We start from the raw sequence: 25,411 nt of genomic DNA, 5'->3' as shown, positions 1-25,411 counted from the left end.
TCAACGCTCCCCGCGGGCAGCGGCCAGCGCCTGCATCGCCGCCAGTGGATCGGCGGCGATGCGCTCGCCCGCCGCGAGCCCGGCGATTACCTCCACCTGGTCGCCGCGGCGTTCGCCCAGGCGCAACTGCCGCAGCGACGGCCGGCCATCGGCCAGCACGTAGACGGCATCGACCTCGCCCCGCCGCAGCAGCGCCGAGACCGGTATCTGCGGATACGCGCCGCCCTTCACCGCCGGGAACACCACCCGCACCGTATTGCCGGGCACCGGCGCTGCCTCCAGCACCGGCAGCAGCACCCGCACCTTCACCGCATGGGTCGCGGCATCGGCGGCCGGGAATACCGTCACCTGCGCCGCGTCGACCTGGCGCCCGTCGTCCAGCTGCAGCCGGGCCACGGCATCGGCACGGATCGCATCGGCCTCGGACTGCGGCACGCTGACTTCCACGCGCAGCGCATCGGGCGCGAACACCGTCATCAGCGGCTGGCCCGGGTTCACGCTCTCGCCGGGCTCGACGTCGCGGCTGCTGACGATGCCGGCATACGGTGCGCGCACCAGGGTGTAGCTGCCCTGCTGGCCGGCGCTGGCCAGTTGCGCGCGGGCCGCATCGCGCGCGGCCACCGCGGTGTCGCGCGCGGCGCGGGCACGGTCCAGCTGCGCCCGCGACACATACTGGCCCTGCGCCAGGTCGGCATGGCGGCGATAGTCGAGCTCGGCCTCGCGCGCGGCGGCCTCGGCGGCACGCACCTGCGCACGCGCCGCGTCCACCCCCGCCTGCTGTTCGACCGCGGTCAGCCGCAACAGCACCTGCCCGGCGGCCACCCGGTCATCGACATCGGCCTCCACCTGCGCCACCCGCCCGCTGGTCTGCGCCGACAGCGTGGCCTGGCGCACGGCCTCCACTACGCCATCCCAGCCGCGCCCTTCGCCGGCGTCGGCGGCCCGCACTTCGATGCTGGACAGGCCCTCGACCTTGATCGGGGCAGGCTGAGGCTGGCCCCCGCCGCAGGCCGCCAAAGAGGCGGCCAGCAGCAGGGCCAGGGCATGGCGCGGGCGCAGGGTGTTCTGTTCCACGGCGCCGCCTTACTTGAACGCACAGCCGCCGGGCACGCCCAGCCTGCGGAACACGATGGCGGCCGGGCAGAAGCCGGTGACGCTGGCCTGCAGCAGGTTGGCGCCGACGAACACGGTGAGCCACAGCCACAGCGGCGATACGAAATGCGCGAGGGCGACGCTGGCGAGGACCATCACGCCGGCGAAGGCAAGGACGGCACGGTCTAGGTTCATACGGATTCTCCTGGGCTGCACGGGACGGCACGGATGCCGGGTTGCACTGAACATTAGCATTTACTAATATTAGCGTCAACTGATATAAGGAACCGCCATGCCTGCCTCCATCAACGACCTGGTCGCCGCCGCCCGCGCCCGCATCCGCGAGGTTTCCCCGCAGCAAGTCGCCGCCTGGCCGGCCGGCAGCGTCGCGATCATCGACGTGCGCGAAGCGGACGAATATGCCGCCGGCCACCTGCCCGGCGCGGTCAACATCCCGCGCGGGGTGCTGGAGTTCCGCATCCACGCCCACCCGGCGCTGGCGTGTTCCACCAGTCAGGAACTGACCCGCCCCGACCGTCCGCTGCTGCTGTACTGCCTGACCGGCGGCCGCTCGGCACTGGCCGCCGACAGCCTGCGCCAACTCGGCTTCAGCGACGTGCGTTCGCTTGCCGGCGGCGTTGCCGCGTGGCGCAATGAAGCCCTCCCGCTGGAACAGGAATGATGATGGCCGATACCGCTTCCCGCCCGCCGTTCGACGTGACCGCGATGCGCGCGCATGCCGGCGACGCCGCGCAGCTGCTCAAGGCGCTGGCCAACGAGAACCGGCTGCAGGTGCTGTGCCTGCTGGCCGAGGGCGAGCATTCGGTGGGCGAGATCAACGCCCTGCTGGACCTGAGCCAGTCGGCGCTGTCGCAGCACCTGGCGGTGCTGCGCGAAGAAGGCCTGGTGGTGACCCGGCGCGAGGCGCAGACCATCGTCTACGCCCTGGCCGACGGCCCGGCGGCGGCGGTGATGCACACCCTGCACGGCATCTACTGCGGCGCCCCCGCCGCCCGCAGCCGGGCGGCCAGGCGATGATCGCGCTGCTGCGGGCCCTGTTCGGCGGTCGCGGCGCGCAGCTCACGGCGCATGAAGCGCGTGCGCGCATGCAGCGTGGCGCGGTGCTGGTGGACGTGCGCGAACCGGCCGAGTTCGCCCGCGGCCACGCGCCCGGCGCACGCCTGCTGCCGCTGTCGCGCATCCGCGCGGGCGCGGCCGGCGCGCTGGAGACGCTGGACCTGGCCGACACCCCCCACGAACTGCTGCTGATCTGCCACAGCGGCATGCGCTCGCGCATCGCCCAGGCGGCGCTGGCAGGGCACCCGCGCGTGCGCTGCGTCAACGTCGCCGGCGGCATGCAGGCCTGGGCCGCCGCGGGCCTGCCGACCACACCACCGCAGGGCTGACCACACGTTACCGGCCCGTCCTGCACAGCGGCGCCCGGCGCCGATGCCTGTTCCCACCACGCCGGCAATCGCCGGGCACCGTTCCCCTTCCCTTACCCAGGAGCAAATCCATGAGCGCCACCCCGTCCTACACCGACCTGACCCGCGACATCTCGCGCAACCTCACCCCGCTGCGCACCCACAACGCCGATGTGATGCAGGGCTTCGGCGCGCTCAGCAAGGCGGCGATGGCGGCCGGCGCGCTGGATGAGAAGACCAAGGAGCTGATCGCCATGGCGATCGGCGTGGCCAACCGCTGCGATGGCTGCCTCGGCTTCCATGCCAAGGCGCTGGTCCGGCTGGGCGCCACCCCGGAGGAGTTCCGCGAGATGCTCGGCGTGGCGGTCTACATGGGCGGCGGCCCGTCGTTGATGTACGCGGCCAACGCGCTGGCGGCGTTCGAGGAGTTCAGCACCGCGCAGGGCTGAGCACGCCCGGCCGCGCGCGCTATGGCCGGGCCAGCGCGCGCGCGGCCAGCAGCCGGTCCATGATCGATTTCAGCGCGAGCGGCCGCACCGGCTTGTGCAGCAGGGTCAGGCCCTGCTCCAGCACCTCGCGGCGGGTGGCCAGGCTGTCGTCGGCGCTGAGGATCAGGGTCGGCCGGGTGCCGAAGCGCGCCCCCAGCCGCGCCTGCAGGGCGGTGCCGGTGTCGCCGTCGTCCAGGTTGTAGTCGAACAACCACAGCGCCGCCGGCGCGGCCTGCATCGCCGCGACCGCAGCCGCCTCGGCCGACGCCTCGGCCACGTCGTAGCCCCAGCCGCGCAGCAGCGCCGCCAGCCCGGCCAGCGCCGCCGGGTCGTTGTCCACCACCAGCACCCGGACCGCACCGCGCGCCGCCGGCTCCGCCGGTCCCGGCGGCGCAGGCGGCGCAGGCGGCGTGGACACCGGCAACGCATCCACCGCCACCGAGAACACCGTGCCCCGGCCGAGCATGCTGCGCAGCCGCAATGGCGCCTGCAGCAGGCCGGCGATGCGGTCGGCGATGGCCAGGCCCAGGCCCAGCCCCTGACCGCCGCTGTCCTCGCCACGGCGGAACTCCTCGAAGATGCGCCGCTGCTCGGTCGCGGCGATGCCCGGCCCGGTGTCGTGCACCTCGATGCGCAGCCGTCCGCCCTCGCGGCGCACGCCCAGCAGCACGCCGCCGCGCGCGGTATAGCGCACCGCATTGGCTAGGAAGTTCTGCAGCACCCGCCGCAGCAGTTGCGGGTCGCTGTTCACCCAGGCGCGGGTCGGCACGTAGCGGAAGCCCAGCCCACGCGCCGCAGCCAGTGCACGGAACTCGGAAGCCAGCGGGTCGAGCACCTCGGCCAGCGGCATCCCGCGCGGCTGCGGCACCAGCCCGCCGGCCTCCAGCCGCGACATGTCGAACAGGCCGGTGAGCAGCTGCGTGGTCGAATCCAGCGCGCCGCGGATCTGCGCCACCGCCTGCCGCTGCGACGGCGCCTCCACCTGCTGCGCCAGGGTGTCGGTGAACAGGTGCGCGGCATGCAGCGGCTGCAGCAGGTCATGGCCGATGGCGGCCAGGAACCGGCTCTTGGCGTCGTTGGCGCGCTCGGCCTCGCGCTTGGCCGACTCCAGCAGCGCGGTGCGCTCGCCCACCCGCTGCTCCAGCGTCTCGTTGCTGCGCATCAGTTCCTGTTCGGTGCGGCGGAACTCGGTGACGTCGGTGAAGGTAGCCACGAAGCCGCCGCCGGGCATCGGATTGCCGCGGATCTCGACGATGCGGCCGTCCGGGAACACCCGCTCGGTGAGGTGCGCGGTGCCGGCGCGCATGAACGCCAGGCGCCGGTCCACCGCACGCTCGTCGCTGCCACGCTGCGGCAGCGCCTGCAGCGCCCAGCGGGTCAGGTCGACGATCGGCCGGCCCACCTGCAGCAGTTCATCGGGAAAGCCGAACAACTGCGCATACGGACGGTTCCATGCCACCAGCCGCTGCTCGCGGTCGATCACGCTGATGCCCTGGCTCATGTTCTGCAATGCCGCCTGCAATACCTGCTGGTTGAAGCGCAGGTCCAGCGAGGCCTCGCTGACGATGGCCGCGACCGTGGCCAGTTCGCCGCTCTCGCGGCGCGCGGCGTCGAGCAGCAGCCGCGCCGACGCCGCGCCGAGCACCGCGGACAATTCGCGCTCGATGCTGGCCTCGGTCGCCGCCGGCACCGGCCCCTGCCGCGGCGCGTCGGCCAGCAGCCGCTGCACCTTCTCCCACGGCAGGAAGCGGCGGCCGGCGTCGCGCAGTGCGTCCGCGTCGAGGTTGCGCCGGGTGCGGTCGGGCGTGTCGCGGCGCCAGGCCATCACCAGCAGCGTCACCGCGGTGCCGACGAACAGGCTGGCGCCGACCGCGCGTCCCAGCGGGCTCCAGCCGGTCAGCCCGAACAGCGCCTCGGGCGCCAGCCAGCGCCAGCCCAGCGGCCCGTCGGCAAGCCAGGCCGGCACCCTGCCGCTGCTCTCCAGCAGGGTCGGCAGCAGCAGCACCCAGGCCCAGGTGGCGAAACCGGCCAGCACCCCGGCGATGGCCGCGCGCGGCGGCGTCTGCGGCCGCCAGATCGCGAACCCCAGCACCGGCACCAGCGTGGCCATCGCCGAGAACGAGATCGCGCCGATGTCGGCCAGTACGTTGCCGCCGCCGATCGAACGGCTGTAGCCCCAGGCCAGCAGCATGATCACGCAGATGCCGGCGCGCCGCAGCCACACCAGTTCGCGGCGGTGGTCGCCGCCGGCGCGGGCCCAGGTACTGCGCAGCAGGCCCGGCGCGAACCAGTGGTTGCCGATCATCAGGCTCAGGGTCAACGTGCTGACCACCACCATGCCGGTGGCCGCGCTGAGCCCGCCGAGGAAGGCGAACAGCGCCACCCCGGTGTGCCCGGCGGAGAACGGCAGGGCCAGGGTGTACATGTCGCTGGGCACGCTGTCGCCCAGCAACGCGGTGCCGGCGCGCGCCAGCGGCAGGATCGGCAGCGCGATCAGCAGCAGGTACAGCGGGAACAGCCAGCGCGAGGTGCGGATGTCGGCCGGGTCGCGGCACTCGACCACGCCGACGTGGAACTGGTGCGGCAGCAGGAACATCGCCAGCGCGCCAAGCAGCACCAGCGGCATGAAGCCGCCGGCCGGCGCATCCGCCACCGGCGCGGGCGGCGGCACCGCCACCGCATCCAGCCCGAACCAGACGAAGGCGCCCAGCGCCAGCATCGCGCCCAGCTTGAACAGCGACTCGGCGGCCATCGCCAGCACCAGCCCGCGGTTGTGCTCGGACACGTCGGCGCGGCGCGCGCCGAACAGCATCGCGAACAGCGCCATCGCCAGCGCCACGTACAGCGCGCTGTCGCGCCAGGGCGCGGCGTCCACCGCATCGGCCGAGCGCAGGGTGAGCATGGCAAAGCTCATCGCCACCGCCTTGAGCTGCAGCGCGATGTAGGGAATGAGCCCGAGCGCGGCGATCAGCGTCACCGTCGCCGCCAGCCAGGCGTCGCGCCCCAGCCGCGCAGCGATCAGGTCGGCCAGCGAGGTCGCGTTGGTCTCGCGCGCCAGCCGCACCAGGCGCACCATCATGCCGATGCCCAGCGCGTAGAACAGGATCGCGCCGACGAAGGTCGGCGGCAGCGGCCAGCCATAGCGCGCGGCCTGGGTGACCGTGCCGTAGAACGTCCACGAGGTGCAGTGCACCGCCAGCGACAGCGCGTAGACATGGCGCCAGTGGCGCGCGAACACGGTGGGCCGGCGTTCGCCATAGAGCGCGACGCCGAACATCAGCACCAGCCAGGCCACTCCGGCCAATGCCACCGTCACCAGACTCAACATGCGCAAGCAGTCCCCGTATGCATGGCGGGCAGGATACGGCGCACGCCCCGCGTGGCGGAACCGCGCGGACCCCGGCCCGGCCGCGGCATGGTGGCCGGCGCCCCGCGCGCCGCGCGCCGGCCCCGTGCGCGGCATGCGGCCGCGCCCCGCCACCGCCACGCCGCGGCTGCGGGCCCGCGCACGAAAAAGCCCTCCCTGCGGGCGCAGGGAGGGCCGGGTTGCGGAACTGCGGCACGCGCCTCAGAAGTTGTAGCGCAGCGACATGTACCAGTTGCGCGGCAGGCCGTAGTAGGCGGTCTGGATGTTGCCCACGCTGGCGAACTCCTGGCCTTCGGTCTTGTATTCCCTGTCGGTCAGGTTGCGCACGCCGGCACGCACCTGCCAGGCCATCTGCGGCGAATCCCACACGCCGTAGACGCCGAGCAGGGTGTAGGCGTCCTGGCTCAGCACCGCGCGGTTGTCCACGCTCAGCCAGGTCTTGCCGCGGTAGGAGACATCGCCACCGAAGGTCAGGTTGCCGTTGTCGCCCAGCGAGAACACGTGCTGCAGGGCCACGCGCGCGGTCCAGTCCGGCGAGAACGGCACGTGGTCATGGTTCACGTTCGGATCGAAGCCCGGGTACGAGGGATCCAGGCGGAAGTCCTCGAACTTGTCGTACTTGGCGTCCATCCAGCCGATCTGTGCGCTCAGCGTGGTGGCCTCGCCCAGCAGCGCACTGCCCTCCAGCTCGATGCCCTTGATGTTGAGCTTGGCCGCGTTGAGCACCGGGAAGGTGCCCACGTCCTGCGAGACGCGCGCCTGGAAGTCGCTGTAGTTGCTGTAGAACGCCGCCGCGCTGCCGCGGAAGCGGCGGTCGGCCGAGCTGCCCTTCAGGCCGAGCTCGTAGGTCCACACGTATTCCGGATCGAACTTGGCGTGCTGGGTGTCGTAGCGGGTGTTGGCGCGGCCGTTGAAGCCGCCGGACTTGAAGCCGCGGTTGGCCGACACGTAGCCCATCAGGTTGTCGCCGAACGCCTTCTGCAGGCTGATCGACGGGGTGACCGCGGTCCACGAGGCCTTGGCGGCAAAGGCCACGGTTTCGTTCAGGGCGGTGAACGGTGCGCCCCAGAAGGTGCTGGTGGAACGGGCGTAATCCTTCTTGTCCTTGGTCCAGCGCACGCCCGCGGCCACGGTCCAGCTCGGCACGAACTCCCAGTTGAGGTGGGCGAAGGCGGCGTTGGAGGTGGTGGTCAGGTCATCGTTGATGGTGCGCAGGAACGGCACCTTCGCCCCCAGGAACGAGAACAGGTCGTCGGCATAGGCCTCCTGGTAGGACGGGACGTTCTCCTTCATGTAGTACGCGCCGAAGGTGGCGTGCAGGTTGGAGCCGTTGTCGTAGTGCAGCTGGAATTCCTGGCTCTTCTGGTCCTGGTTCAACGCGACCAGCACGTCGCCCAGCTCGTACTCGGAGGCGTCGATGTCGATGTAAGACTTGGTCTTGAGCTTGCGGTAGGAGCTGATGCTCTTCAGCGTCCACTGCGCGTTGATGTCCCAGTCCATCGCCAGCGATGCACCGGAGTGCTTCAGGTACTGGCCCTCGCCGTTCTTGAACGAGGTCAGGGCGCGGCGGTTCCACTCGCCGGTCTCGCCGGGCTGCAGCACGATCACGCCGGCCGGCGCGAGGCTGGTCTGGCGCAGGTCGGCCATCGGCCGGCCCAGGGTCAGCGCGGCGTCCTGCTTGGTGGTGTCCAGCGACAGCGTGGCACGGAAGCTGTCGGTGGGGTTGAAGGCCATCTTGAAGCGCAGCGCCTCGGTGTCGTCGTCGTTGTAGCGCTTGCCGGTCTCGGCGTCCTTGACGTAACCGTCGTTGGTGATCTTGGCACCGGCGATGCTGGCGGCGATGGTGTCGCTGAGCTTGCCCGAAACGTAGAAGCGGCCTTCCAGGCGGCCGTAGTCACCCGCGGTGACTTCCACCGCGCCGCCCTCGTTGTCGAACGGATTCTTGGTGGTCAGCTTGATCGCGCCGCCGGTGGAGTTCTTGCCATACAGCGTGCCCTGCGGGCCGCGCAGCACTTCCAGCTGCTGGATGTCGAACAGCGAGAACAGCGCGCCGTTGATGCGCGAGTAGTAGACGTCGTCGACGTACATGCCCACGCCCGGGTCGAACGTCTGCAGCGCGTCCGGCTGGCCGATGCCGCGGATGAACACGTTGACGCTGTTGGCCGAGCCGCGGCCCTGGGCGATGTTCATGTTCGGCACCGCGCCCTGCAGGCCTTCCACGGTGGAGGCCTGCAGGTCCTTGATCTGCTCCTCGCCGAACGCCGACACCGCCACCGGCACGTCCTGGATGGACTCGGCGCGACGCCGCGCGGTCACGGTGACTTCGTCCAGCTGGGTGGCCTGCTGGCCGGCCGCCGGCTGCTGTTCCTGGGCCTGCACGAATGCGGCCGGGGCCAGCAGTGCACAGCCCACGGCCATGCTCAGATACTTGCGCTTCATTGGTCTCCCTCCTCCCGGGTATGACACGGCGGCACACGGATGCCGCCCACGTAGCGCACGTTAACGGGGCGTTAGGAGCGGGCGTATCGTCCGTTCGTACAGTGGGCCGGGCCGGGCCGGCTCCCGATACTCGCCGGCATCGTGTCTGGCCGGGGAGCCGTGGATGTCGTTTCTGATCGTACTGGCGGCGCTGTGCTTCCTGATGTTCGTGGCCTACCGCGGCTACAGCGTGATCCTGTTCGCGCCGGTGGCGGCGCTGGGCGCGGTGCTGCTGACCGACCCGACGCTGGTGCAGCCGATGTTCACCGGCCTGTTCATGGACAAGATGGTCGGCTTCCTGAAGCTGTATTTCCCGGTGTTCCTGCTCGGCGCGGTGTTCGGCAAGCTGATCGAGATCTCCGGCTTCTCCAAGTCGATCGTCACCGCCACCATCCGCCTGGTCGGCGCACAGCGCGCGATGCTGTCCATCGTGCTGGTCTGCGCGCTGCTGACCTACGGCGGGGTGTCGCTGTTCGTGGTGGTGTTCGCGGTCTACCCGTTCGCCGCCGAGCTGTTCCGCCAGAGCAACATTCCCAAACGGCTGATCCCGGGCACCATCGCCCTGGGGGCGTTCACATTCACCATGGACGCGCTGCCGGGCACGCCGCAGATCCAGAACATCATCCCGGCCTCGTTCTTCGGCACCACCGGCTGGGCCGCGCCCTGGCTGGGGGTGATCGGCACGGTCGTGATCCTGGTGCTGGGCATGAGCTACCTGGAATGGCGCCGGCGGGTCGCCATCGCCCGCGGCGAGGGCTACGCCGGTACCGACGAAGCGCTGCGCAACGAGCCCGAGCCCTTCAGGGGCGACCGCCTGGCGCACCCGCTGCTGGCGGTGCTGCCGCTGCTGCTGGTGGGCGTGGCCAATTTCCTGTTCACCCGCTGGATCCCCGGCTTCTACGGCGAAAGCCAGTCGTTCGTGCCCGCGGTGATCGGCAACCCCGCGCCGGTGGTGCAGGAGGTGTCCAAGGTCGCCGCCATCTGGGCGGTGCAGGGGGCGCTGCTGCTGGGCATCCTCAGCGTCGTCGTGCTTGCCTGGAAGCCGGTGGTGGCGGCCTTCGCCGAGGGCACTAAATCGGCGATCGGCGGCGCCATGCTGGCGTCGATGAACACCGCCTCCGAGTACGGCTTCGGCGCGGTGATCGCCGCCCTGCCCGGCTTCCTGGTCGTGGCCAACGCACTGGGGTCGATCCCCAACCCGCTGGTCAACGAGGCCATTTCCGTCACCGCCATGGCCGGCATCACCGGCTCGGCGTCGGGCGGCATGAGCATCGCCCTGGCGGCCATGGCCGACAGCTTCATCGCCAACGCGCAGACCGCCGGCATTCCCATGGACGTGCTGCACCGGGTGGCGGCGATGGCGTCCGGCGGCATGGACACCCTGCCGCACAACGGCGCGGTCATCACCGTGCTGGCCGTGACCGGCCTGACCCACCGCCAGTCCTACAAGGACATCTTCGCCATCACGATCATCAAGACCCTGGCCGTGTTCGCGATCATCGGCGTGTACTACGCCACCGGCGTGGTCTGAAGACAGGGGCACGCGCGCCGCGCGGGCGCTCACCAGCGGGTTTGGGCAGTCAACCGCCCCTCGTCCCCCAAGGGACAGCATCAAGCCGGTGGGGTCGCGCCACATCGCGCAGGCCCCGCGCCGGTCGCGCTGCGCGGCGGGCCTGCCGCAGCGGGACAGGGCGACCGCTGGTCGGGCATGAATCGGGGCGGTCCGGCATTTCCGGCCACTGCGGGGAGGCCGCAGCCACTGCGTGGGCGCCGAACGCGGCCGGTTGCAGTGCGCGGGACGCGGGCATCGAGCTGGATTGCATGGCCGGCAGGACGCCCTGTCCGGGCGGGCGGCTGGCGGCGGGCGGTGACCGGGAATGCCGCGGCCAATGCCAAGCCTCGGTGGTCCGCCACGGCCGCAAAAAGAATCGCCCGGCTGCACGTCACTGTGCAACACCGGGCGATATTCACGTCCTTGTAGGCTTCCTGCCTCTCCCCTGCCTCCTGGCTATGCGGGGTTCTCCGTGTGGCCGTCGTCCAGACGGCGCACATAACCGCGATTCCTTTCCGCTCAGCGTCTTTCGACCGGTTTGGCCGCTGCCGGCTTGGCAGGCCTGGCGGCGGAGGCGGTTCCTGCGCCCACGCCGATCAGGTCACGATTCCGTTCGACCGTCTTCAAACCGATGCCTTTCACCAGTGCCAGTTCCTCGACACTCTTGAAAGGGCCGTTCGCCTGCCGGTATTCGACGATCGCCTGCGCCTTGGCGGCGCCGACATTCACCAATACCTGGTCCAGCTCCGCCGCGGTGGCGGTGTTGATGTCGACCTTGTCCGTGGCATGCGCCGATGCGGTCAACAACAACGCCAGAACCAGTGACTTCAGCATCACGGTGAAACGCTTCATCGCTGCAACTCCTTGTGGCTTGGACTGGAATGCCGGCAGTCCCGCCGGCCAGTCCAGTGTTCCGCGCCACATGAACACAGCCTATCCGCCGCGCCTTCACACCGCAGCCGGCAAACCGCCCGATTCCTTGTAGGAAAATTCCTACAAGACGGACGGCGTAGAATGGGCGCATCTGAAACCTTCGCAACCGGAGTTCCCGAATGGACAGCGCCAAGCTCGGCCAATTTCTCAGTGACAAGTGGGACAGCGACATCGTCCCGCAGCTGGTCGACTACATCCGCATCCCCAACAAGTCGCCGATGTTCGACGCGAACTGGGTTGCCAATGGCTACATGGACCAGGCCGTGGCGCTGATGGAGGGCTGGGCCAGGGCGCAGAAGATCCCGGGCCTGCAGGTCGAGGTGGTCCGCCTGGAAGGCCGCACCCCGCTGATCTTCCTGGAAATCCCGGCCTCCGGCCCGGAGACCGGCGACGACACCGTGCTGCTTTACGGCCACCTGGACAAGCAGCCGGAAATGACCGGCTGGGATCCCGACCTGGGCCCGTGGAAGCCGGTGCTGCGCGGCGACAAGCTGTACGGCCGCGGCGGCGCCGACGACGGCTATGCCCTGTTCGGCTCGCTGGCCGCGGTGCTCGCCCTGCAGGAACAGGGCCTGCCGCACGCCCGCTGCGTGATCCTGATCGAGGCCTGCGAGGAATCCGGCTCCTACGACCTGCCGGCCTACGTCGACCACCTGGCCGGGCACATCGGCCAGCCGTCGCTGGTGGTGTGCCTGGACTCGGGCTGCGCCAACTACGACCAGCTGTGGTGCACCACCTCGCTGCGCGGCCTGACCGGCGGCAACTTCACCGTCAAGGTGCTCAACGAGGGCGTGCACTCCGGCGACGCCTCCGGCGTGGTGCCGTCCAGCTTCCGCCTGCTGCGCCAGCTGCTCTCGCGCATCGAGGACGAGAACACCGGCCGTATCCTGCTCGACGGCCTGCACACCGAAATCCCGGCCGAGCGCCTGGAACAGGCCCGGCGCGCGGCCGAAGTGGTCGATACCGCCATCTTCGACAAGTTCCCGCTGGTCGACGGCCTCAAGCCGATGAACGAGGACCTGACCGAGCTGGTGCTCAACCGCACCTGGCGCCCGGCGCTGTCGGTCACCGGCATCGGCGGCATGCCGCCGCTGGAGTCGGCCGGCAACGTGCTGCGCCCGGAAACCTCGGTGAAGCTGTCGCTGCGGCTGCCGCCGACCGCCAACGGCAAGGCCTGCGGCGAGCTGCTGAAGGAAGCGCTGCTGCGCGACCCGCCGAACGGCGCCCATGTCAGCCTGGAACTGGAAAAGGCCTCCACCGGCTGGAACGCGCCGGCCATGGCGCCGTGGCTGGAGAAGTCGATCGACGACGCCAGCCAGGCCTTCTTCGGCAAGCCGGCCATGTACATGGGTGAAGGCGGCTCGATCCCGTTCATGGGCATGCTGGGCGAGAAGTTCCCCGGCGCGCAGTTCATGATCACCGGCGTGCTCGGCCCGCACTCCAATGCGCACGGCCCGAACGAGTTCCTGCACATCCCGATGGGCAAGCGGGTCACCGCCTGCGTCTCCAAGGTGCTGTTCGACCACCACGCAGCCAGCCTGCGCGGCGAGACCAGCGGCTCGCCGGTGGCCGCCGACAGCGGCACCCGCCACGGCGGCCACGGCTGCTGCTGAGCGGCGCGATGACGACGCAGCCTGGCCTTGCTAGGCTGCGTTTTTTCCTGGAGCGGGCGCGCACATGAGCGGACTGTTTGGCAGCGACAGCTGGCTGTACATCATCCTGGTCGGCTTCGTGGTCGGCCTGCTCGGGCGCTTCTTCATGCCCGGCAACAACCGCATGGGCTGCCTGCTCACCATCGTGCTGGGCATCGCCGGCGCGGTGTTCGCCGGCTGGTTCGGCCGCGAGATGGGCTGGTATGCCGCCGGGCAGCCGGCCGGCTTCGTCGGCGCCATCATCGGCGCCATCGCCCTGCTGGCGCTGCTGCGGCTGGTCAGCGGCAAGCGCTGAAGCCCATCCCGGATTTCCCTTCCAACACGGCACGTCCCCGGAGCGCAGCGCCCCGGCGGCGGGGCCATTGGCACCTGCGAGCACGCTCCACCGATGAACCCGGACATTTCCCTCGAACCGCAGCGCGCGCGGCACCGCCTGGAGTGGGCACGTGAACGCCTGGCCGACGCCACCGCCAGCATCGAGCGCGCCTCGGTGGATGCCGGCTTCCGCAGCTACTGACGCGTCACCGGTGATGCGGGCAGCCATATCGTCATGGACGCACCGCCCGGGCTGGAGGATCCGCGGCCCTGGCTGCGCATGCGCGAGCTGCTGCTGGCGCATGGGCTGCGCGTGCCCGCGCTGCTCGCGCAGGACCTGGATGCCGGCTTCCTGCTGCTGGAGGACCTTGGCGCGCCGACCCTGGCGCGGCTGCTGGACGACGGCAATGCCGATGCGTGGTTCGACCGCGCCATGGAGCAGCTGGTCCGGTTGCAGTCGATCCCGGTGCCCGACGGCTTCGGCGAGTTCGGCGAGGCGCTGCTGCAGCGCGATGCCGGCCTGTTCGACGAATGGTTCCTGCAGCGCCATCTCGGCCTGCAGCTGGACTGCGGCGAGGTCGAGGGCCTGCAACTGGTACAGCGGCGGCTGATGGACAACGCGCTGGGGCAGCCGCAGGTGATGACCCACCGCGACTTCATGCCGCGCAACCTGATGCCGGTGGCCGACGGCCCGGCGGTCCTGGATTTCCAGGACATGGTGCGCGGGCCGATCGCCTACGACCCGGTGAGCCTGTTCAAGGATGCCTTCCTCAGCTGGCCGCTGCCGCGCGTGGACGACTGGCTGGCGCGCTACCACGCGCGTGCGCTCGGCGCCGGCCTGCCGGTGCCCGACCGCGCCACCTTCCTGCGCGACGCCGACTGGATGGGCGTGCAGCGCCACCTGAAGATCCTCGGCATCTTCTCGCGCCTGCATTACCGCGACGGCAAGAGCCATTACCTGGAAGACGTGCCGCGCTTCATCGCCTACCTGGACGAGGTCCTGCAGCGCCACCCACAGCTGTCGGCGCTGCAGTCGCTGCTGCAGCGGCGGATCAAGCCGGCGCTCGCCGCGCGGGCCACCCGATGAAGGCACTGGTTTTCGCCGCCGGCCTGGGCGAGCGCATGCGCCCGCTGACCGAGCACACGCCCAAGCCGCTGCTGCCGGCCGGCGGCAAGCCGCTGATCGCATGGCACCTGGAAAAGCTGGCCGCGCTCGGCGTGCACGACGTGGTGATCAACACCTCGTGGCTGGCCGAGCAGTTCCCCCGGGCGCTGGGCGACGGCAGCCGCTGGAACCTGCGCCTGCACTACGCCCACGAAGGGCCGACCCCGCTGGAGACCGGCGGCGGCATGCTCAACGCGCTGCCGCTGCTGGGCGAGGCGCCGTTCCTGGTGGTCAATGGCGACATCTGGACCGACTTCGACTTTTCGCTGCTGCCGCGCGAGCCGGCCGGCGAGGCGCACCTGCTGCTGGTGGACAATCCACCGCAGCACCCGCGCGGTGACTACCACCTGGACGCGCACGGCGTGCTGCATGACGACCGCGACGCACCGTGCCTGACGTATGCCGGCATCGGCGTGTATCGCCCGTCGATCCTGCAGGGCTGGCGCGCGGTGATCGGCGATGCCCCCGGCAGCGAGCGCACCCCGCCGCGTTTCAGCGTGGTGCCGCTGCAGAAGCACTTCATGGCGCAGGGCCGCATGACCGGCCAGCACTACCGCGGCCGGTGGACCGACGTCGGCACCCCGCAGCGGCTGCAGGCGCTGGAAGAAGCCCTCTCATCGTAGGTACGGGGCTTGCGCCGTAGGGCGCTTTCCCGGTGAAGCCTCGTGCATTCCCGGCGAGGCATCGTGCGGGGCAAGCCCCGCACCTACGGAGAGCATTGCGCCAACGCGCCGTTCAATCACGGGTCGGGGCTTACATCCTCCGCGCCCGCATCCAGAGCACCAGCGGCGACCCTGCCCTGGTCGATTCACCGGAGCGGGTTCCTCCCGTGAACGAACAAATCTGTCGTAGGTACGGGGCTTGCCCCGTACGGCGCTTTCCCGGTGAAGCCTCGTGCATTCCCGGCAAGGCTTCGTGCGGGGGCAAGCCCCGCACCCATGCAACCCACCTGCCTCGCCTGGAACGTTCCCGGCCCCCCCCCCCGGCCAGGTGATCGCCGTGTTGCTCAGGATCCGTCCAGCACCTGGCGCAGGAACGGCACGGTGATCCGCCGCTTGGCCGCGAGCGACTCGCGGTCGAGCCGGTCCAGCAACACCACCAGGCCACCGAGGTCGCGCCCGGTGCGGGTGAGCAGCCAGTCGATCGCGGCCTGGTCCAGTGCCAGCCCGCGACGGATCGCGCGCTCGCGCAGCACCGCACCGCGGCCGGCGTCGTCGAGCGCGTCCAGCAGGATGCGCCCGCACTGCGACAGCCGCGAACGCAGGTCCGGCAGCACCAGCCCCAGCGCGTCGGGTGCGGCGCTGGCGGTGTAGAGCAGGGTCACGCCGGCGGCACGCGCACGGTTGTGGAAATCGAACAGCGCCACCTCGTCCTCGCGCTGGCCGGCGATGGCATTCAGGCCATCCAGCGCGACCACGTCGCGCCCCTCCAGCGCCTCCAGCGCATCGCGCAGGCGCCCGGCGGCGGCCTGCAGCGGCAGGTAGGCCGAACCGCGCCCGGCCTGCTCGGCGGCCGCGCACACGGCCAGCGCCAGGTGGGTCTTGCCGCTGCCCGCGGGGCCGACCAGATACACCCAGTCGCGGCTGTCGCCGGTGGCGGCGGCGCGCAACTGCGCCAGCGCCCCGTCCGGGGCACCGATGAAGGTCTCCAATCGCTGGTCCGGCGGATAGCGCAGGGCCAGCGGCAACTGCGGCACGCTCACTTCGGTTCCACGTCCTTCGGCACGATGCCCATGCCCGGGGCGGGCTCGCCGCTGGACTGCAGCACGATGGTCGGGCCGTGCCCGGCATACAGTTCGCTCTGCCGGTAACGCTCATGCGCGTAGCGCAGCAGCACGTTGATCACCGCCGCCGCCGGCAGCGCCAGCAGCATGCCGAGGAAACCGAACAACTGGCCGCCGGCCATCACCGCGAAGATCACCGCCACCGGATGCAGGCCGATCTTGTCGCCGACGATGCGCGGGGTGAGCACGTAGCTCTCCAGCAACTGGCCGACGGTGAACACCACGCCGACCAGCGCCAGCAGCTTCAGGTCGAAGCCCTGCGCCTGCACCAGCGCCGCCAGCACCGCCAGCACCACGCCGGTGGTGGCGCCCAGGTAGGGAATGAAGCTGATCAGCCCGGCGACCAGTCCGATCAGCAGGCCGAGGTTGAGTCCGACCACCGACAGGCCCACCGCGTACACCACGCCCAGCGCGATCATCACCGCGATCTGCCCACGGATGAAGGCACCCAGCACGTCGTTGGATTCGCGCGCCAGCCGCGACACGGTTTCGATATGGTTGCGCGGGATCACCGAGGCGACGCGCTCGACCAGGCGGTCCCAGTCGCGCAGGAAGTAGTACGCCAGGATCGGCAGCAGCGCCAGGTTCACCACCCAGGCCACCATCGCGAAGCCCGAGCGCGACAGGTAGCCGAACAGGGTGCTGGCCGCGCCACCGGCCTGCTGCCAATGGGTGCGCACCCACTCGAACAGGCGTTCGGGTTCCAGCCAGCCGAGGATCTCCACCCCGGTACGCCGTTCGATCCACGGCAGCGCGGTGCCCATCAGCCATTCCTGGGCCTGCGGCAGCGCGGCCACCAGGGTGGTGATCTGGCGCTGGATCATCGGCACCAGGATCAGCAGCGCCAGCGCCAGCAGCAGGATCATCAGCGCGAACACCAAGATCACCGCGGTATTGCGCGACCGGCCGCGCGCCTCCAGCCGGTCCACCAGCGGATCGCCCAGCCAGGCCAGCATCAGCGCCACCACGAACGGGGTCAGGATCGGCGCCAGCAGCCACAGCACCCACATGGCGAAGGCCCCCAGCACCGCCCACTTCACGCGGCGCAGGAACAGCGCGATTTCGGTATCGGCGCTACTGTTCATCGGACGCGGTACTCGGCCGTGGTGGACGCCGGCGCGCCTTCGGCAGGCGGTGCCACCGGCTGCAGCGCGGCATCGGCGCCGAGCATGCGGTTCAGGCCCTGCAGGCCGCTCATCAGCTCCAGGTCCAGCTCCAGGCGATCGCCGGACGCGTGTACCGGCACGACCGAACGCACCACCGGCACCGACTGCAGGGTGGCGGCCACGCGCAGGTAATCGGCCGCGGTGCGCAGCCCGCTGACGCGAATGCGGTAGGTGCCGGCGGCACCGGTCACCGGCGCCTTGGCGTAGCGCTTGACCAGCGCGTCCGCGGCACCGTCGGCGCCACCGGCCATGGCGCGGCGGGCATCGCCGTCGCGGGTGCTCCAGCGCGCCAGCTCGCGCCCGTCATCGACGAACACCCAGTCGGCCATCCAGCCACCGCCGCTGGCGCGGTACAGCTTGCCGATCAGTTGCATCGGCGGGGCATAGCGCGTCGAGGCGCGGGCGATGGCGGCGGTGTCCTGGCGCCAGATCGCGCCGACCAGCGCCTGCTCGGCGGCGCCGCCACCGGGCAGGCCCAGGCGGAAACCGCGCTCGACGGCGCGGTCCAGCAGCGGACGCGCCGCATTGGCCTGCTGCACGCCCACCAGGCGCGGGCCGCTGCCGTCGTCGATCGCCATCCACACCACCGGCTTGGGCCGCGGCTGCGGCCATACCGGCAGCCCCAGCGCCGCGACCAGCCCGTCCACGTCGTCCTGGCGGAAACGCGCCACCAGCATGGTCCGGAAGCTGGGTGCGCCGGAGGCCGACACGCTCTGGTCCTGGCGGTAGTCGTAGCTCTCGACCATGTCCCTGGCACTGCGCAGCGCCTGGGCGACGCCCGGGCGGGTCATTGCGCTGCGGTCGCCGGACAGCTTGCCCAGTACCGCGCCCAGCGCGCGCGCCAGGGCGCCGTTGCGGTCGGCGTCGCCCTGGCTGTTGACCGGCACCTCCGCCTCGTAGGCATTCTGGGCGCTGGCGATGTCGCCCTCGGTACGCAGGCCGGACTGCGCAAGCGCCGCCGGGACGGACAGGCAGAGCGCCATAAACAGGAAAAAGGCCAGGCTGCGACGCATTGAGGGTTCCATTGCTCGACGGTTCCGGTGGGAATTGTTGCCCGAATGCGGCCTTGGCGCCAACGTGGCCTGTTAAAATCGCCCGTTCACCCCGCCAGTGCAGCCGCCCGTGACCAGTTCCCCGACTTCCGCCAACTCTCCCCTGACCTACCGTGACGCCGGCGTGGACATCGACGCGGGCAACGAACTGGTCGAGCGCATCAAGCCGCTGGTCAAGCGCAGCTTCCGCCCCGAGGTGATGGGCGGGCTGGGCGGTTTCGGCGCGCTGTTCGACCTGTCCGGCAAGTACCGCGAGCCGGTACTGGTCTCGGGTACCGATGGCGTCGGCACCAAGCTCAAGCTGGCCCAGCAGCTCGGCCGCCACGACACCATCGGCATCGACCTGGTCGCCATGTGCGTGAACGACGTGCTGGTGCAGGGCGCCGAACCGCTGTTCTTCCTGGATTACTTCGCCACCGGCAAGCTCGACATCGACACCGCCGCCGCGGTCGTGGGCGGCATCGCCAACGGCTGCACCGAGGCCGGCTGCGCGCTGATCGGTGGCGAGACCGCGGAGATGCCCGACATGTACGCCCCGGGCGAGTACGACCTGGCCGGCTTCACCGTCGCCGCAGTGGAGAAGAGCGAGCTGAAGGACGGCTCCAGCGTGCGCCAGGGTGACGTGCTGATCGGCATCGCTTCCTCCGGCCCGCATTCCAACGGCTACTCGCTGGTGCGCCGGATCTACGACCGCGCCGGCCAGCCGGCCGACCTGGTGCTGGAGGACGGCGTCAAACTGGTGGACGCGCTGATGGCACCGACCCGCCTGTACGTCAAGCCGATCCTGTCGCTGCTGAAGGAACACGGCGCCGCGATCCACGGCATGGCCCATATCACCGGCGGCGGCCTGACCGAGAACATCATCCGCGTGGTGCCCGACGGCCTGGGCCTGGACATCGATGCCGGCAGCTGGACCCTGCCGCCGGTGTTCCAGTGGCTGCAGCGCGAGGGCAATGTCGCCGACAGCGAGATGTGGCGCACCTTCAACTGCGGCATCGGCTTCGTGCTGCTGGTGCCGGCCGACCAGGCCGCCGCCATCGGCGCCTCGCTCGACACGCTGCAGCTGGCGCACTGGCAGATCGGCCAGGTGGTCGCGGCCGAGGGCGGCGAGCGCGTGCGCATCGGCTGAGGTTTCCGGAGCGCACGCTGCCCCATGGACCCGGTGACCGCCCCCGCCCCGCCGCCCAGGCTGACCGACGAGGACGCCAGCCAGCTGCGCCTGCTGTCGATCTTCCATTACGTGGTGGCGGCGATCACCGGGCTGTTTTCGCTGATCCCCGTGCTGCACCTGGTGATGGGGCTGGCCATGGCCACCGGCAAGCTGCCGGTGGAGACGGGCACTTCCGGTGCGCAGGCCATCGATCCGCGGTTGTTCGGCTGGTTCTTCGTCGCCTTCGCCGGCGTCTTCATTGCCTGCGGCCTGGCCCTGGCTGGCTTCATGGCCCATGCCGGCCGCTGCCTGCGGCAGCGCCGGCGTTACACGCTGTGCCTGGTGGTCGCCGCCATCTCCTGCATGATGATGCCCTTCGGCACGGTACTGGGCGTGTTCACCCTGATCGTGCTGATGCGTCCTTCGGTCAAGGCGGCCTTCGCTTGAACGGTACGCCACCGCCCTTCCCCCCTCCTCCGGGCCACGCCGCATGAGCCCTGCCAAGAAGGCCGCGTTCGCCGGCGTGCTCGCCGTGTTCCTGCTCACGTGGATCAAGCCACTGTGGCCACTGGAGCAGGCCCTGCACAGCTCCCTGACCGTGGTCGGGCTGGCGGCGCTGTGGTGGGTGGACCGGCGCTGGCCGCTGGATGGCGGCGCCTTCGCCGCCATCTGCGGGTTCGTCGCGCTGCATTGCATCGGTGCGCGCTGGCTGTATTCCAACGTGCCGTACGAGGCATGGCTGCAGGCGCTGGCCGGCTGGTCGCCCGGCGCGGCCTTCGGCTGGCAGCGCAACCATTTCGACCGGCTGATCCACTTGCTGTATGGCGCCTGCTTCACCCCGGCGCTGGCGCAGCTGGCCCGGCACGCGTGGCCGGCGCTGCGCGGTGGCCAGGCGTTCGTGCTGGCGGTGATGGCGGTCATGTGTTCCAGCCTGGTGTACGAATGGCTGGAATGGGGCATCGCGCTGGCGCTGTCGCCGGAAGCCGCCGAAGCCTACAACGGCCAGCAGGGTGACGTCTGGGATGCGCATGCCGACATGCTGCTGGCCACCGTCGGCAGCCTGCTGGCCTGGCCGCTGGCGCGACGGGTGGCCCGATGAGCGCCCCCGCACGCATCGCCGTGCTCGCCTCCGGCCGCGGCAGCAACCTGCAGTGCCTGCTGGACGGCATCGGTAGCGGGCAGCTGCACGCGCGCATCGCCGGCGTGTTCTCCGACAAGCCCGGCGCCGCGGCACTGGACAAGGTCGCCCCGGCGCTGCGCTGGGCACGTTCGCCGCGGGAGTTCGCCGGCCGCGATGCCTTCGACGCCGCGCTCGGCGACGCCGTGGCCGCCAGCACCCCGGACTGGATCGTCTGCGCCGGCTACATGCGCATCCTCGGCGCCGGCTTCGTGCAGCGCTTCGGCGGCCGCTTGGTCAACATCCATCCGTCGCTGCTGCCCCGGCACAAGGGCCTGCACACCCACGCCCGGGCGCTCGAGGCCGGTGACGCCGAGCATGGCGCCAGCGTCCATTTCGTGGTGCCGGAACTGGATGCCGGCGCGGTGATCGCACAGGCACGGGTGCCGGTGCTGGCCGGCGACGACGCCGATGCGCTGGCCGCGCGGGTGCTGGCGGTCGAGCACCCGCTGCTGCTGGCAACGGTACGCCTGCTGGTCGATGGGCGCGTAGCTGAACAGGATGGCACGGTCCTGTTCGATGGTCAGTCCCTGTTTAATCCCCTGCGCCTAGATTCCGACGGCACCCTCCGGCGCTGATCCGCACATGCCGCTGATGCGCCGGCTGGCATGATGACCATCCCTCCCGCCCAGATCCGAGCATGACCCTCGCCTTCCTCAAACCGGTAGTGCTGGCCAGCCTGCTGACGACCCTGCCGGTCGTGGCCCAGGAAACCGCCCCCGCGACGGCCGCGGCGCTGCCGCCGGCCGAGTGGGACCCGCCGGCGCTGGAACCGTTCGTCGCCACCTACCAGGCCTTCTACAAGGGCAAGGAAGCCGGCGATGCGACCATGCGCGTGGTCCATGACGACGGTGCCCGCTGGCGCGTGGACATGGCCGTGCGTGGGCGCCGCGGGTTCGCCGGGGTGCTGGGCCTGAACCTGGAGCAGAGCACGGTGTTCGACAACCAGGGCACGGTGTACGTGCCGCTCAGCCAGAGCACGGTGAAGAAGGCGCTGTTCCTGGGCAAGAGGGTCACCGGCACCTACGACTGGCGCGACGGCACCGCGCAGTGGCACGGCGACCTCAAGAAGGAGCGCCAGCGCCCGATTCCGCTGCAGCCGGGCGACCAGAGCGCCCTGCTGCTCAATCTGTCGCTGATGCGCGACGCCCGCCCCGGCCAGCCGCTGCGTTACCGCTACGTCGACGTGGGCCGGGTCCGCCAGTACGAATACCAGGCGGCCACCAGCACCGAGACCGTGCAGGTCGGCGACCTCAGCTACGACGCGCTGCGGGTCTACCGCACCAACGGCGGCAACGATGAAACCATCCTGTGGATCGCCAATGGCGTGCCCACGCCCGTACGCATCCTGCAGCGCGAGGATGGCGAGGACGCCATCGACCTGCGCCTGACCGAATACCAAGGAGCCTGAGCATGAAGCCTTCTCTGCGCCATCTCCCGCTGGCCGCCGCCGCCCTCGCCGCGCTGGCCAGCACGCCCGCGCTGGCCATGCAGCCGTTCACCGCCGACTACCAGGCCAGCTACATGGGCCTGCAGGCCAACGGGGTGATGACCCTGGCCGCGGAGAACGGCGGCAAGTGGCGCTACACGCTGCAGGTCAAGAACCAGCTGGCCGAGTTGAGCCAGAGCACGCTGTTCGACGAGCAGAACGGCCGCCTGCGACCGCTGAGCAGCCATGACGCCTCGGTGATTCCGTTCAAGCGCCGCGCGGTCGAGGCACGCTACGACTGGGGCAGCAGCCAGGCCACCTGGAGCGGCGACGTCAAGCCGGAGCGGCGCGGGCCGGTGACGCTGCAGAACGGCGACATGGACGGGCTGCTGATCAACCTCGCCATCGCCCGCGATGTCGCCGCCGGCAAGCCGCTCAACTACCGCATGGTGGACGACGGCCGGGTCAAGACCCTGTCCTACCGCGTCGTCGGCAAGGAAAACATGACCGTCGATGGCAAGACCGTGGAAGCCACCAAGGTTTCGCGCGTGGACGGCAACAAGGAACAGATCGCCTGGGTCGCCCCCGGTATGCCGGTCCCGGTGCGCCTGCTGCAGCGCGAGGGCGGCCGCGACGCCCTGGACCTGACGATCAAGTCGCTGCGCTGAACGCCGCCGGCGCGGCCCTCTGGAATGCGAAAAGGCCGCCCGGAGGCGGCCTTTTCGTTGCGCATCGCGGCCGGTCTTACTTGACCAGCTTGGCGATGGCGGCGCCCAGGTCGCCCGGCGAACGCACGGTGACGACGCCAGCGGCTTCCATCGCCGCGAACTTGCCTTCGGCGGTGCCCTTGCCGCCCGAGGCGATCGCACCGGCGTGGCCCATGCGCTTGCCGGCCGGGGCCGAGGCGCCGGCGATGAAACCGACGACCGGCTTCTTCACGTGTGCCTTGATGTACTCGGCACCGGCTTCCTCGGCGTCGCCGCCGATTTCGCCGACCATGATGATGCCTTCGGTCTGCGGGTCTTCGTTGAACAGCTTCAGGCAGTCGACGAAGTTCAGGCCGTTGATCGGGTCGCCACCGATGCCGATGCAGGTGGACTGGCCCAGGCCGACTTCGGTGGTCTGCTTGACCGCTTCATAGGTCAGGGTGCCCGAACGCGACACGATGCCGATCTTGCCCGGCTTGTGGATGTGGCCCGGCATGATGCCGATCTTGCACTCGCCCGGGGTGATCACGCCGGGGCAGTTCGGCCCGATCAGCACGGTCTCCGGGTAGGTGCGGGTCAGCACGTTCTTGACCCGCAGCATGTCCAGCACCGGGATGCCCTCGGTGATGCAGACGATGACCTTGATGCCCGCGGCAGCGGCTTCCAGGATCGCATCGGCGGCGAACGGTGGCGGCACGTAGATGACCGACGCGTCGGCGCCGGTGCTGGCCACGGCATCGGCCACGGTGTTGAACACCGGCAGGTCGATGTGGGTGGTGCCGCCCTTGCCCGGGGTGACGCCGCCGACGACCTGGGTGCCGTACTCGATCATCTGGGTGGCGTGGAAGGTGCCCTGCTGGCCGGTGAAGCCCTGCACGATCACCTTGGTGTTCTTGTTAATCAAAACGGACATTCGTTTGAGTCCTCTGAATCTCTTGCTGTTTGTCGGCTTCGGAACCACGTGATGTTCCGCCATGCGGAACATCACTCAGGCATGCCACCCCATCCCCCGCATCACCGCTTCGCGGCAATACCGCCCCCTTGACTCAAGGGGGCTGGAGGAACGCAGCCCGGTGCCCCGAAACAGGGAATGATCAGGCGGCGGCGTTCTTGACCGCTTCAACGACCTTCTTGGCGCCGTCGTTGATGTTGTCGGCCGGGATGATCGCCATGCCGCTGTCGCGCAGCAGCTGCTTGCCTTCTTCCACGTTGGTGCCTTCCAGGCGCACCACGACCGGAACCTTGACGCCCACTTCCTTCACGGCGGCGATGATTCCTTCGGCAATCATGTCGCAGCGGACGATGCCGCCGAAGATGTTGACGAAGATGCCTTCGACCTTGTCCGAGGACAGGATCAGCTTGAACGCCTCGATCACGCGCTGCTTGTTGGCGCCGCCGCCCACGTCCAGGAAGTTCGCCGGCTCGCCGCCGTTGAGCTTGATGACGTCCATGGTGGCCATGGCCAGGCCGGCGCCGTTGACCATGCAGCCGATGTTGCCGTCCATGGTGACGTAGTTGATGTCCAGCTCCGAAGCGGTGACTTCGGTTTCGTCTTCCTGGGACTTGTCGCGCATGGCGACCAGTTCCTTGTGGCGGAAGTTGGCGTTGTCGTCGCTGTTGAACTTGCCGTCCAGCGCGTACAGGTTGCCGTCGTCCAGGATCGCCAGCGGGTTGATCTCGACCAGCGCCAGGTCCTTCTCGTTGAAGATGCGGTACAGATTCACCATGATGTTGGCGAACTGGCCGGCCTGCTTGGCGGTCAGGCCCATCTTGAAGCCGATGTCGCGGCCGTGGTAACCCTGCACGCCCTCGACGAAGTCCACGTTCAGAGTGTGGATCTTGTCCGGGGTCTCGGCGGCGACCTGCTCGATCTCCATGCCGCCTTCCGAAGAGGCGATGAAGCTGATGGTACGGGTGCCACGGTCGACCAGCACCGACAGGTACAACTCCTTGACGATCTCACCGGCGGTGGTGACCAGCACCAGGTTGATCGGCAGCTCGACGCCGGCGGTCTGGTAGGTCGCCATCTTGGTGCCAAGCATCTTGGCCGCGGCCGCCTTCACGTCTTCGACGGTCTTGCAGAACTTGACGCCGCCGGCCTTGCCGCGGCCGCCCGCGTGGATCTGCGCCTTGACCATCCAGGGGCCCTGGCCCAGCGACTGGGCGACGGCGACCGCCTCGTCCGGGGTAGCCGCGACCTTGCCGGCCGGGACGGGGATGCCGTACTCGGCAAGCAGTTGTTTTGCCTGGTATTCGTGGAAATTCATGTGTCACCGTGGGAATGGGAACAACCGCCACGAGTCCACAGGGCCAAGGGATGGCCTTCCTGCAGGGCGGGCGGGCCCACCATTGTCGCCGACCACGGCCCGTGGCGCAAAGAACGCCATCCCCGGCGCCGCCCGGGGAGCGGAATCGGGCGGGATTTCAGTCACTTGCCGGCTGCCGCTGGATTGTCGCGGTGGCCGTCACCGCGATCCCGGC

23 protein-coding genes and 2 pseudogenes are annotated in these 25,411 nt (G+C 70.0%); 15 read left to right on the top strand and 10 right to left on the bottom strand.

Annotation, left to right across the window (positions count from 1 at the left end; all coding sequences use genetic code 11):
- Both AC06E6_RS02325 and AC06E6_RS02320 read right to left on the bottom strand, forming a co-directional pair.
- Entirely contained in the window at nucleotides 1-1,074 is a 1,074-nt protein-coding gene (locus AC06E6_RS02325; RefSeq protein WP_293763091.1) for an efflux RND transporter periplasmic adaptor subunit, read from the bottom strand.
- Nucleotides 1,075-1,083: 9 nt separating this feature from the next.
- Nucleotides 1,084-1,287 carry a YgaP family membrane protein gene (locus AC06E6_RS02320; protein ID WP_104939381.1) on the bottom strand — a complete coding sequence of 68 codons (204 nt, stop codon included), beginning with the start codon at nucleotides 1,285-1,287 and terminating at the stop codon, nucleotides 1,084-1,086.
- 97 nt (nucleotides 1,288-1,384) lie between these two features.
- Here AC06E6_RS02320 and AC06E6_RS02315 point away from each other — a divergent pair, with 97 nt between their 5' ends.
- The 4 genes from AC06E6_RS02315 to AC06E6_RS02300 all read left to right on the top strand — a co-directional run bounded on the left by AC06E6_RS02315 (nucleotide 1,385) and on the right by AC06E6_RS02300 (nucleotide 2,965).
- Nucleotides 1,385-1,774 (top strand): rhodanese-like domain-containing protein, encoded by a 390-nt coding sequence (locus AC06E6_RS02315; protein ID WP_161613422.1) that lies wholly within the window; start codon nucleotides 1,385-1,387, stop codon nucleotides 1,772-1,774.
- Between the two features lie 2 nt (nucleotides 1,775-1,776).
- Nucleotides 1,777-2,130 carry an ArsR/SmtB family transcription factor gene (locus AC06E6_RS02310; RefSeq protein ID WP_478060145.1) on the top strand — a complete coding sequence of 118 codons (354 nt, stop codon included), beginning with the start codon at nucleotides 1,777-1,779 and terminating at the stop codon, nucleotides 2,128-2,130.
- Nucleotides 2,127-2,498 carry a rhodanese-like domain-containing protein gene (locus tag AC06E6_RS02305; RefSeq protein WP_293763099.1) on the top strand — a complete coding sequence of 124 codons (372 nt, stop codon included), beginning with the start codon at nucleotides 2,127-2,129 and terminating at the stop codon, nucleotides 2,496-2,498. The genes AC06E6_RS02310 and AC06E6_RS02305 overlap by 4 nt, the downstream gene beginning before the upstream one ends.
- A gap of 110 nt (nucleotides 2,499-2,608) precedes the next feature.
- A complete protein-coding gene (locus AC06E6_RS02300; RefSeq protein ID WP_161613419.1) occupies nucleotides 2,609-2,965 on the top strand; it encodes a carboxymuconolactone decarboxylase family protein in 357 nt (118 codons plus the stop codon).
- 19 nt (nucleotides 2,966-2,984) lie between these two features.
- On the opposite strand, the gene AC06E6_RS02295 is transcribed toward AC06E6_RS02300, so the two are convergent.
- Together AC06E6_RS02295 and AC06E6_RS02290 are read right to left on the bottom strand one after the other, a co-directional pair.
- Entirely contained in the window at nucleotides 2,985-6,332 is a 3,348-nt protein-coding gene (locus AC06E6_RS02295) for a PAS-domain containing protein (protein WP_478060143.1), read from the bottom strand.
- Between the two features lie 240 nt (nucleotides 6,333-6,572).
- Nucleotides 6,573-8,810, bottom strand: a complete 2,238-nt coding sequence (locus AC06E6_RS02290) for a TonB-dependent receptor (RefSeq protein WP_478060142.1) — start codon at nucleotides 8,808-8,810, stop codon at nucleotides 6,573-6,575.
- Between the two features lie 163 nt (nucleotides 8,811-8,973).
- Between AC06E6_RS02290 and AC06E6_RS02285 the strand changes: the two genes are divergently transcribed.
- Nucleotides 8,974-10,380: a GntP family permease gene (locus AC06E6_RS02285; protein ID WP_240212207.1), complete on the top strand. Its 1,407-nt coding sequence runs from the start codon at nucleotides 8,974-8,976 to the stop codon at nucleotides 10,378-10,380.
- A 540-nt stretch (nucleotides 10,381-10,920) separates the two neighbouring features.
- Here AC06E6_RS02285 and AC06E6_RS02280 read toward each other — a convergent pair.
- Complete coding sequence (locus AC06E6_RS02280) at nucleotides 10,921-11,253, bottom strand: ComEA family DNA-binding protein (RefSeq protein ID WP_104939386.1); 333 nt, start codon at nucleotides 11,251-11,253, stop codon at nucleotides 10,921-10,923.
- Between the two features lie 200 nt (nucleotides 11,254-11,453).
- Here AC06E6_RS02280 and AC06E6_RS02275 point away from each other — a divergent pair, with 200 nt between their 5' ends.
- The 4 genes and pseudogenes from AC06E6_RS02275 to murU all read left to right on the top strand — a co-directional run bounded on the left by AC06E6_RS02275 (nucleotide 11,454) and on the right by murU (nucleotide 15,089).
- Nucleotides 11,454-12,947 carry a M20 family metallopeptidase gene (locus AC06E6_RS02275; protein WP_240212208.1) on the top strand — a complete coding sequence of 498 codons (1,494 nt, stop codon included), beginning with the start codon at nucleotides 11,454-11,456 and terminating at the stop codon, nucleotides 12,945-12,947.
- 64 nt (nucleotides 12,948-13,011) lie between these two features.
- Nucleotides 13,012-13,281, top strand: coding sequence for a GlsB/YeaQ/YmgE family stress response membrane protein (locus AC06E6_RS02270; RefSeq protein ID WP_054667206.1), 270 nt, complete (start codon nucleotides 13,012-13,014; stop codon nucleotides 13,279-13,281).
- A 93-nt stretch (nucleotides 13,282-13,374) separates the two neighbouring features.
- Nucleotides 13,375-14,388, top strand: a pseudogene (locus AC06E6_RS02265) (aminoglycoside phosphotransferase family protein).
- Complete coding sequence (gene murU / locus AC06E6_RS02260; protein ID WP_240212210.1) at nucleotides 14,385-15,089, top strand: N-acetylmuramate alpha-1-phosphate uridylyltransferase MurU; 705 nt, start codon at nucleotides 14,385-14,387, stop codon at nucleotides 15,087-15,089. Before AC06E6_RS02265 ends, murU begins: the two are co-directional and overlap by 4 nt.
- A 383-nt stretch (nucleotides 15,090-15,472) precedes the next feature.
- Here the strand turns inward: murU and hda are convergent, their stop codons facing one another.
- The 3 genes from hda to AC06E6_RS02245 are packed head-to-tail and all read right to left on the bottom strand — an operon-like array spanning nucleotide 15,473 to nucleotide 18,491.
- Nucleotides 15,473-16,168: a DnaA regulatory inactivator Hda gene (gene hda / locus AC06E6_RS02255; protein ID WP_240212211.1), complete on the bottom strand. Its 696-nt coding sequence runs from the start codon at nucleotides 16,166-16,168 to the stop codon at nucleotides 15,473-15,475.
- Nucleotides 16,165-17,334, bottom strand: coding sequence for an AI-2E family transporter (locus AC06E6_RS02250; RefSeq protein WP_161613411.1), 1,170 nt, complete (start codon nucleotides 17,332-17,334; stop codon nucleotides 16,165-16,167). The genes hda and AC06E6_RS02250 overlap by 4 nt, the downstream gene beginning before the upstream one ends.
- Nucleotides 17,331-18,491 carry a DUF2066 domain-containing protein gene (locus AC06E6_RS02245; protein WP_237723402.1) on the bottom strand — a complete coding sequence of 387 codons (1,161 nt, stop codon included), beginning with the start codon at nucleotides 18,489-18,491 and terminating at the stop codon, nucleotides 17,331-17,333. Before AC06E6_RS02245 ends, AC06E6_RS02250 begins: the two co-directional genes overlap by 4 nt.
- Before the next feature lie 46 nt (nucleotides 18,492-18,537).
- On the opposite strand from AC06E6_RS02245, the gene purM reads away from it, so the two are divergent.
- The 6 genes and pseudogenes from purM (at nucleotide 18,538) to AC06E6_RS02215 (ending at nucleotide 22,891) form a co-directional block, all read left to right on the top strand.
- Nucleotides 18,538-19,596 carry a phosphoribosylformylglycinamidine cyclo-ligase gene (gene purM, locus AC06E6_RS02240; protein ID WP_104940246.1) on the top strand — a complete coding sequence of 353 codons (1,059 nt, stop codon included), beginning with the start codon at nucleotides 18,538-18,540 and terminating at the stop codon, nucleotides 19,594-19,596.
- Nucleotides 19,597-19,620: 24 nt separating this feature from the next.
- Entirely contained in the window at nucleotides 19,621-20,064 is a 444-nt protein-coding gene (locus tag AC06E6_RS02235; protein WP_478060140.1) for a hypothetical protein, read from the top strand.
- Nucleotides 20,065-20,107: 43 nt separating this feature from the next.
- Nucleotides 20,108-20,716, top strand: coding sequence for a DUF2238 domain-containing protein (locus AC06E6_RS02230; RefSeq protein ID WP_240212213.1), 609 nt, complete (start codon nucleotides 20,108-20,110; stop codon nucleotides 20,714-20,716).
- Nucleotides 20,713-21,372 carry a phosphoribosylglycinamide formyltransferase gene (gene purN / locus AC06E6_RS02225; protein ID WP_104939395.1) on the top strand — a complete coding sequence of 220 codons (660 nt, stop codon included), beginning with the start codon at nucleotides 20,713-20,715 and terminating at the stop codon, nucleotides 21,370-21,372. Before AC06E6_RS02230 ends, purN begins: the two co-directional genes overlap by 4 nt.
- A gap of 125 nt (nucleotides 21,373-21,497) precedes the next feature.
- A pseudogene (locus AC06E6_RS02220) lies at nucleotides 21,498-22,205 on the top strand (DUF3108 domain-containing protein); the annotation flags it as partial.
- Nucleotides 22,206-22,207: 2 nt separating this feature from the next.
- Complete coding sequence (locus tag AC06E6_RS02215) at nucleotides 22,208-22,891, top strand: DUF3108 domain-containing protein (RefSeq protein ID WP_478060138.1); 684 nt, start codon at nucleotides 22,208-22,210, stop codon at nucleotides 22,889-22,891.
- A gap of 76 nt (nucleotides 22,892-22,967) precedes the next feature.
- Here the strand turns inward: AC06E6_RS02215 and sucD are convergent, their stop codons facing one another.
- Both sucD and sucC read right to left on the bottom strand, forming a co-directional pair.
- Nucleotides 22,968-23,843 (bottom strand): succinate--CoA ligase subunit alpha, encoded by an 876-nt coding sequence (gene sucD, locus AC06E6_RS02210; RefSeq protein ID WP_054667217.1) that lies wholly within the window; start codon nucleotides 23,841-23,843, stop codon nucleotides 22,968-22,970.
- A 181-nt stretch (nucleotides 23,844-24,024) separates the two neighbouring features.
- Nucleotides 24,025-25,197: an ADP-forming succinate--CoA ligase subunit beta gene (sucC, locus tag AC06E6_RS02205; protein WP_104939398.1), complete on the bottom strand. Its 1,173-nt coding sequence runs from the start codon at nucleotides 25,195-25,197 to the stop codon at nucleotides 24,025-24,027.
- Nucleotides 25,198-25,411: the final 214 nt, after the last annotated feature.

It is taken from the genome of Stenotrophomonas sp. Steno-Z10-HUANG (assembly GCF_056393075.1).
This window is presented reverse-complemented; position numbering and strand designations above follow the sequence as displayed.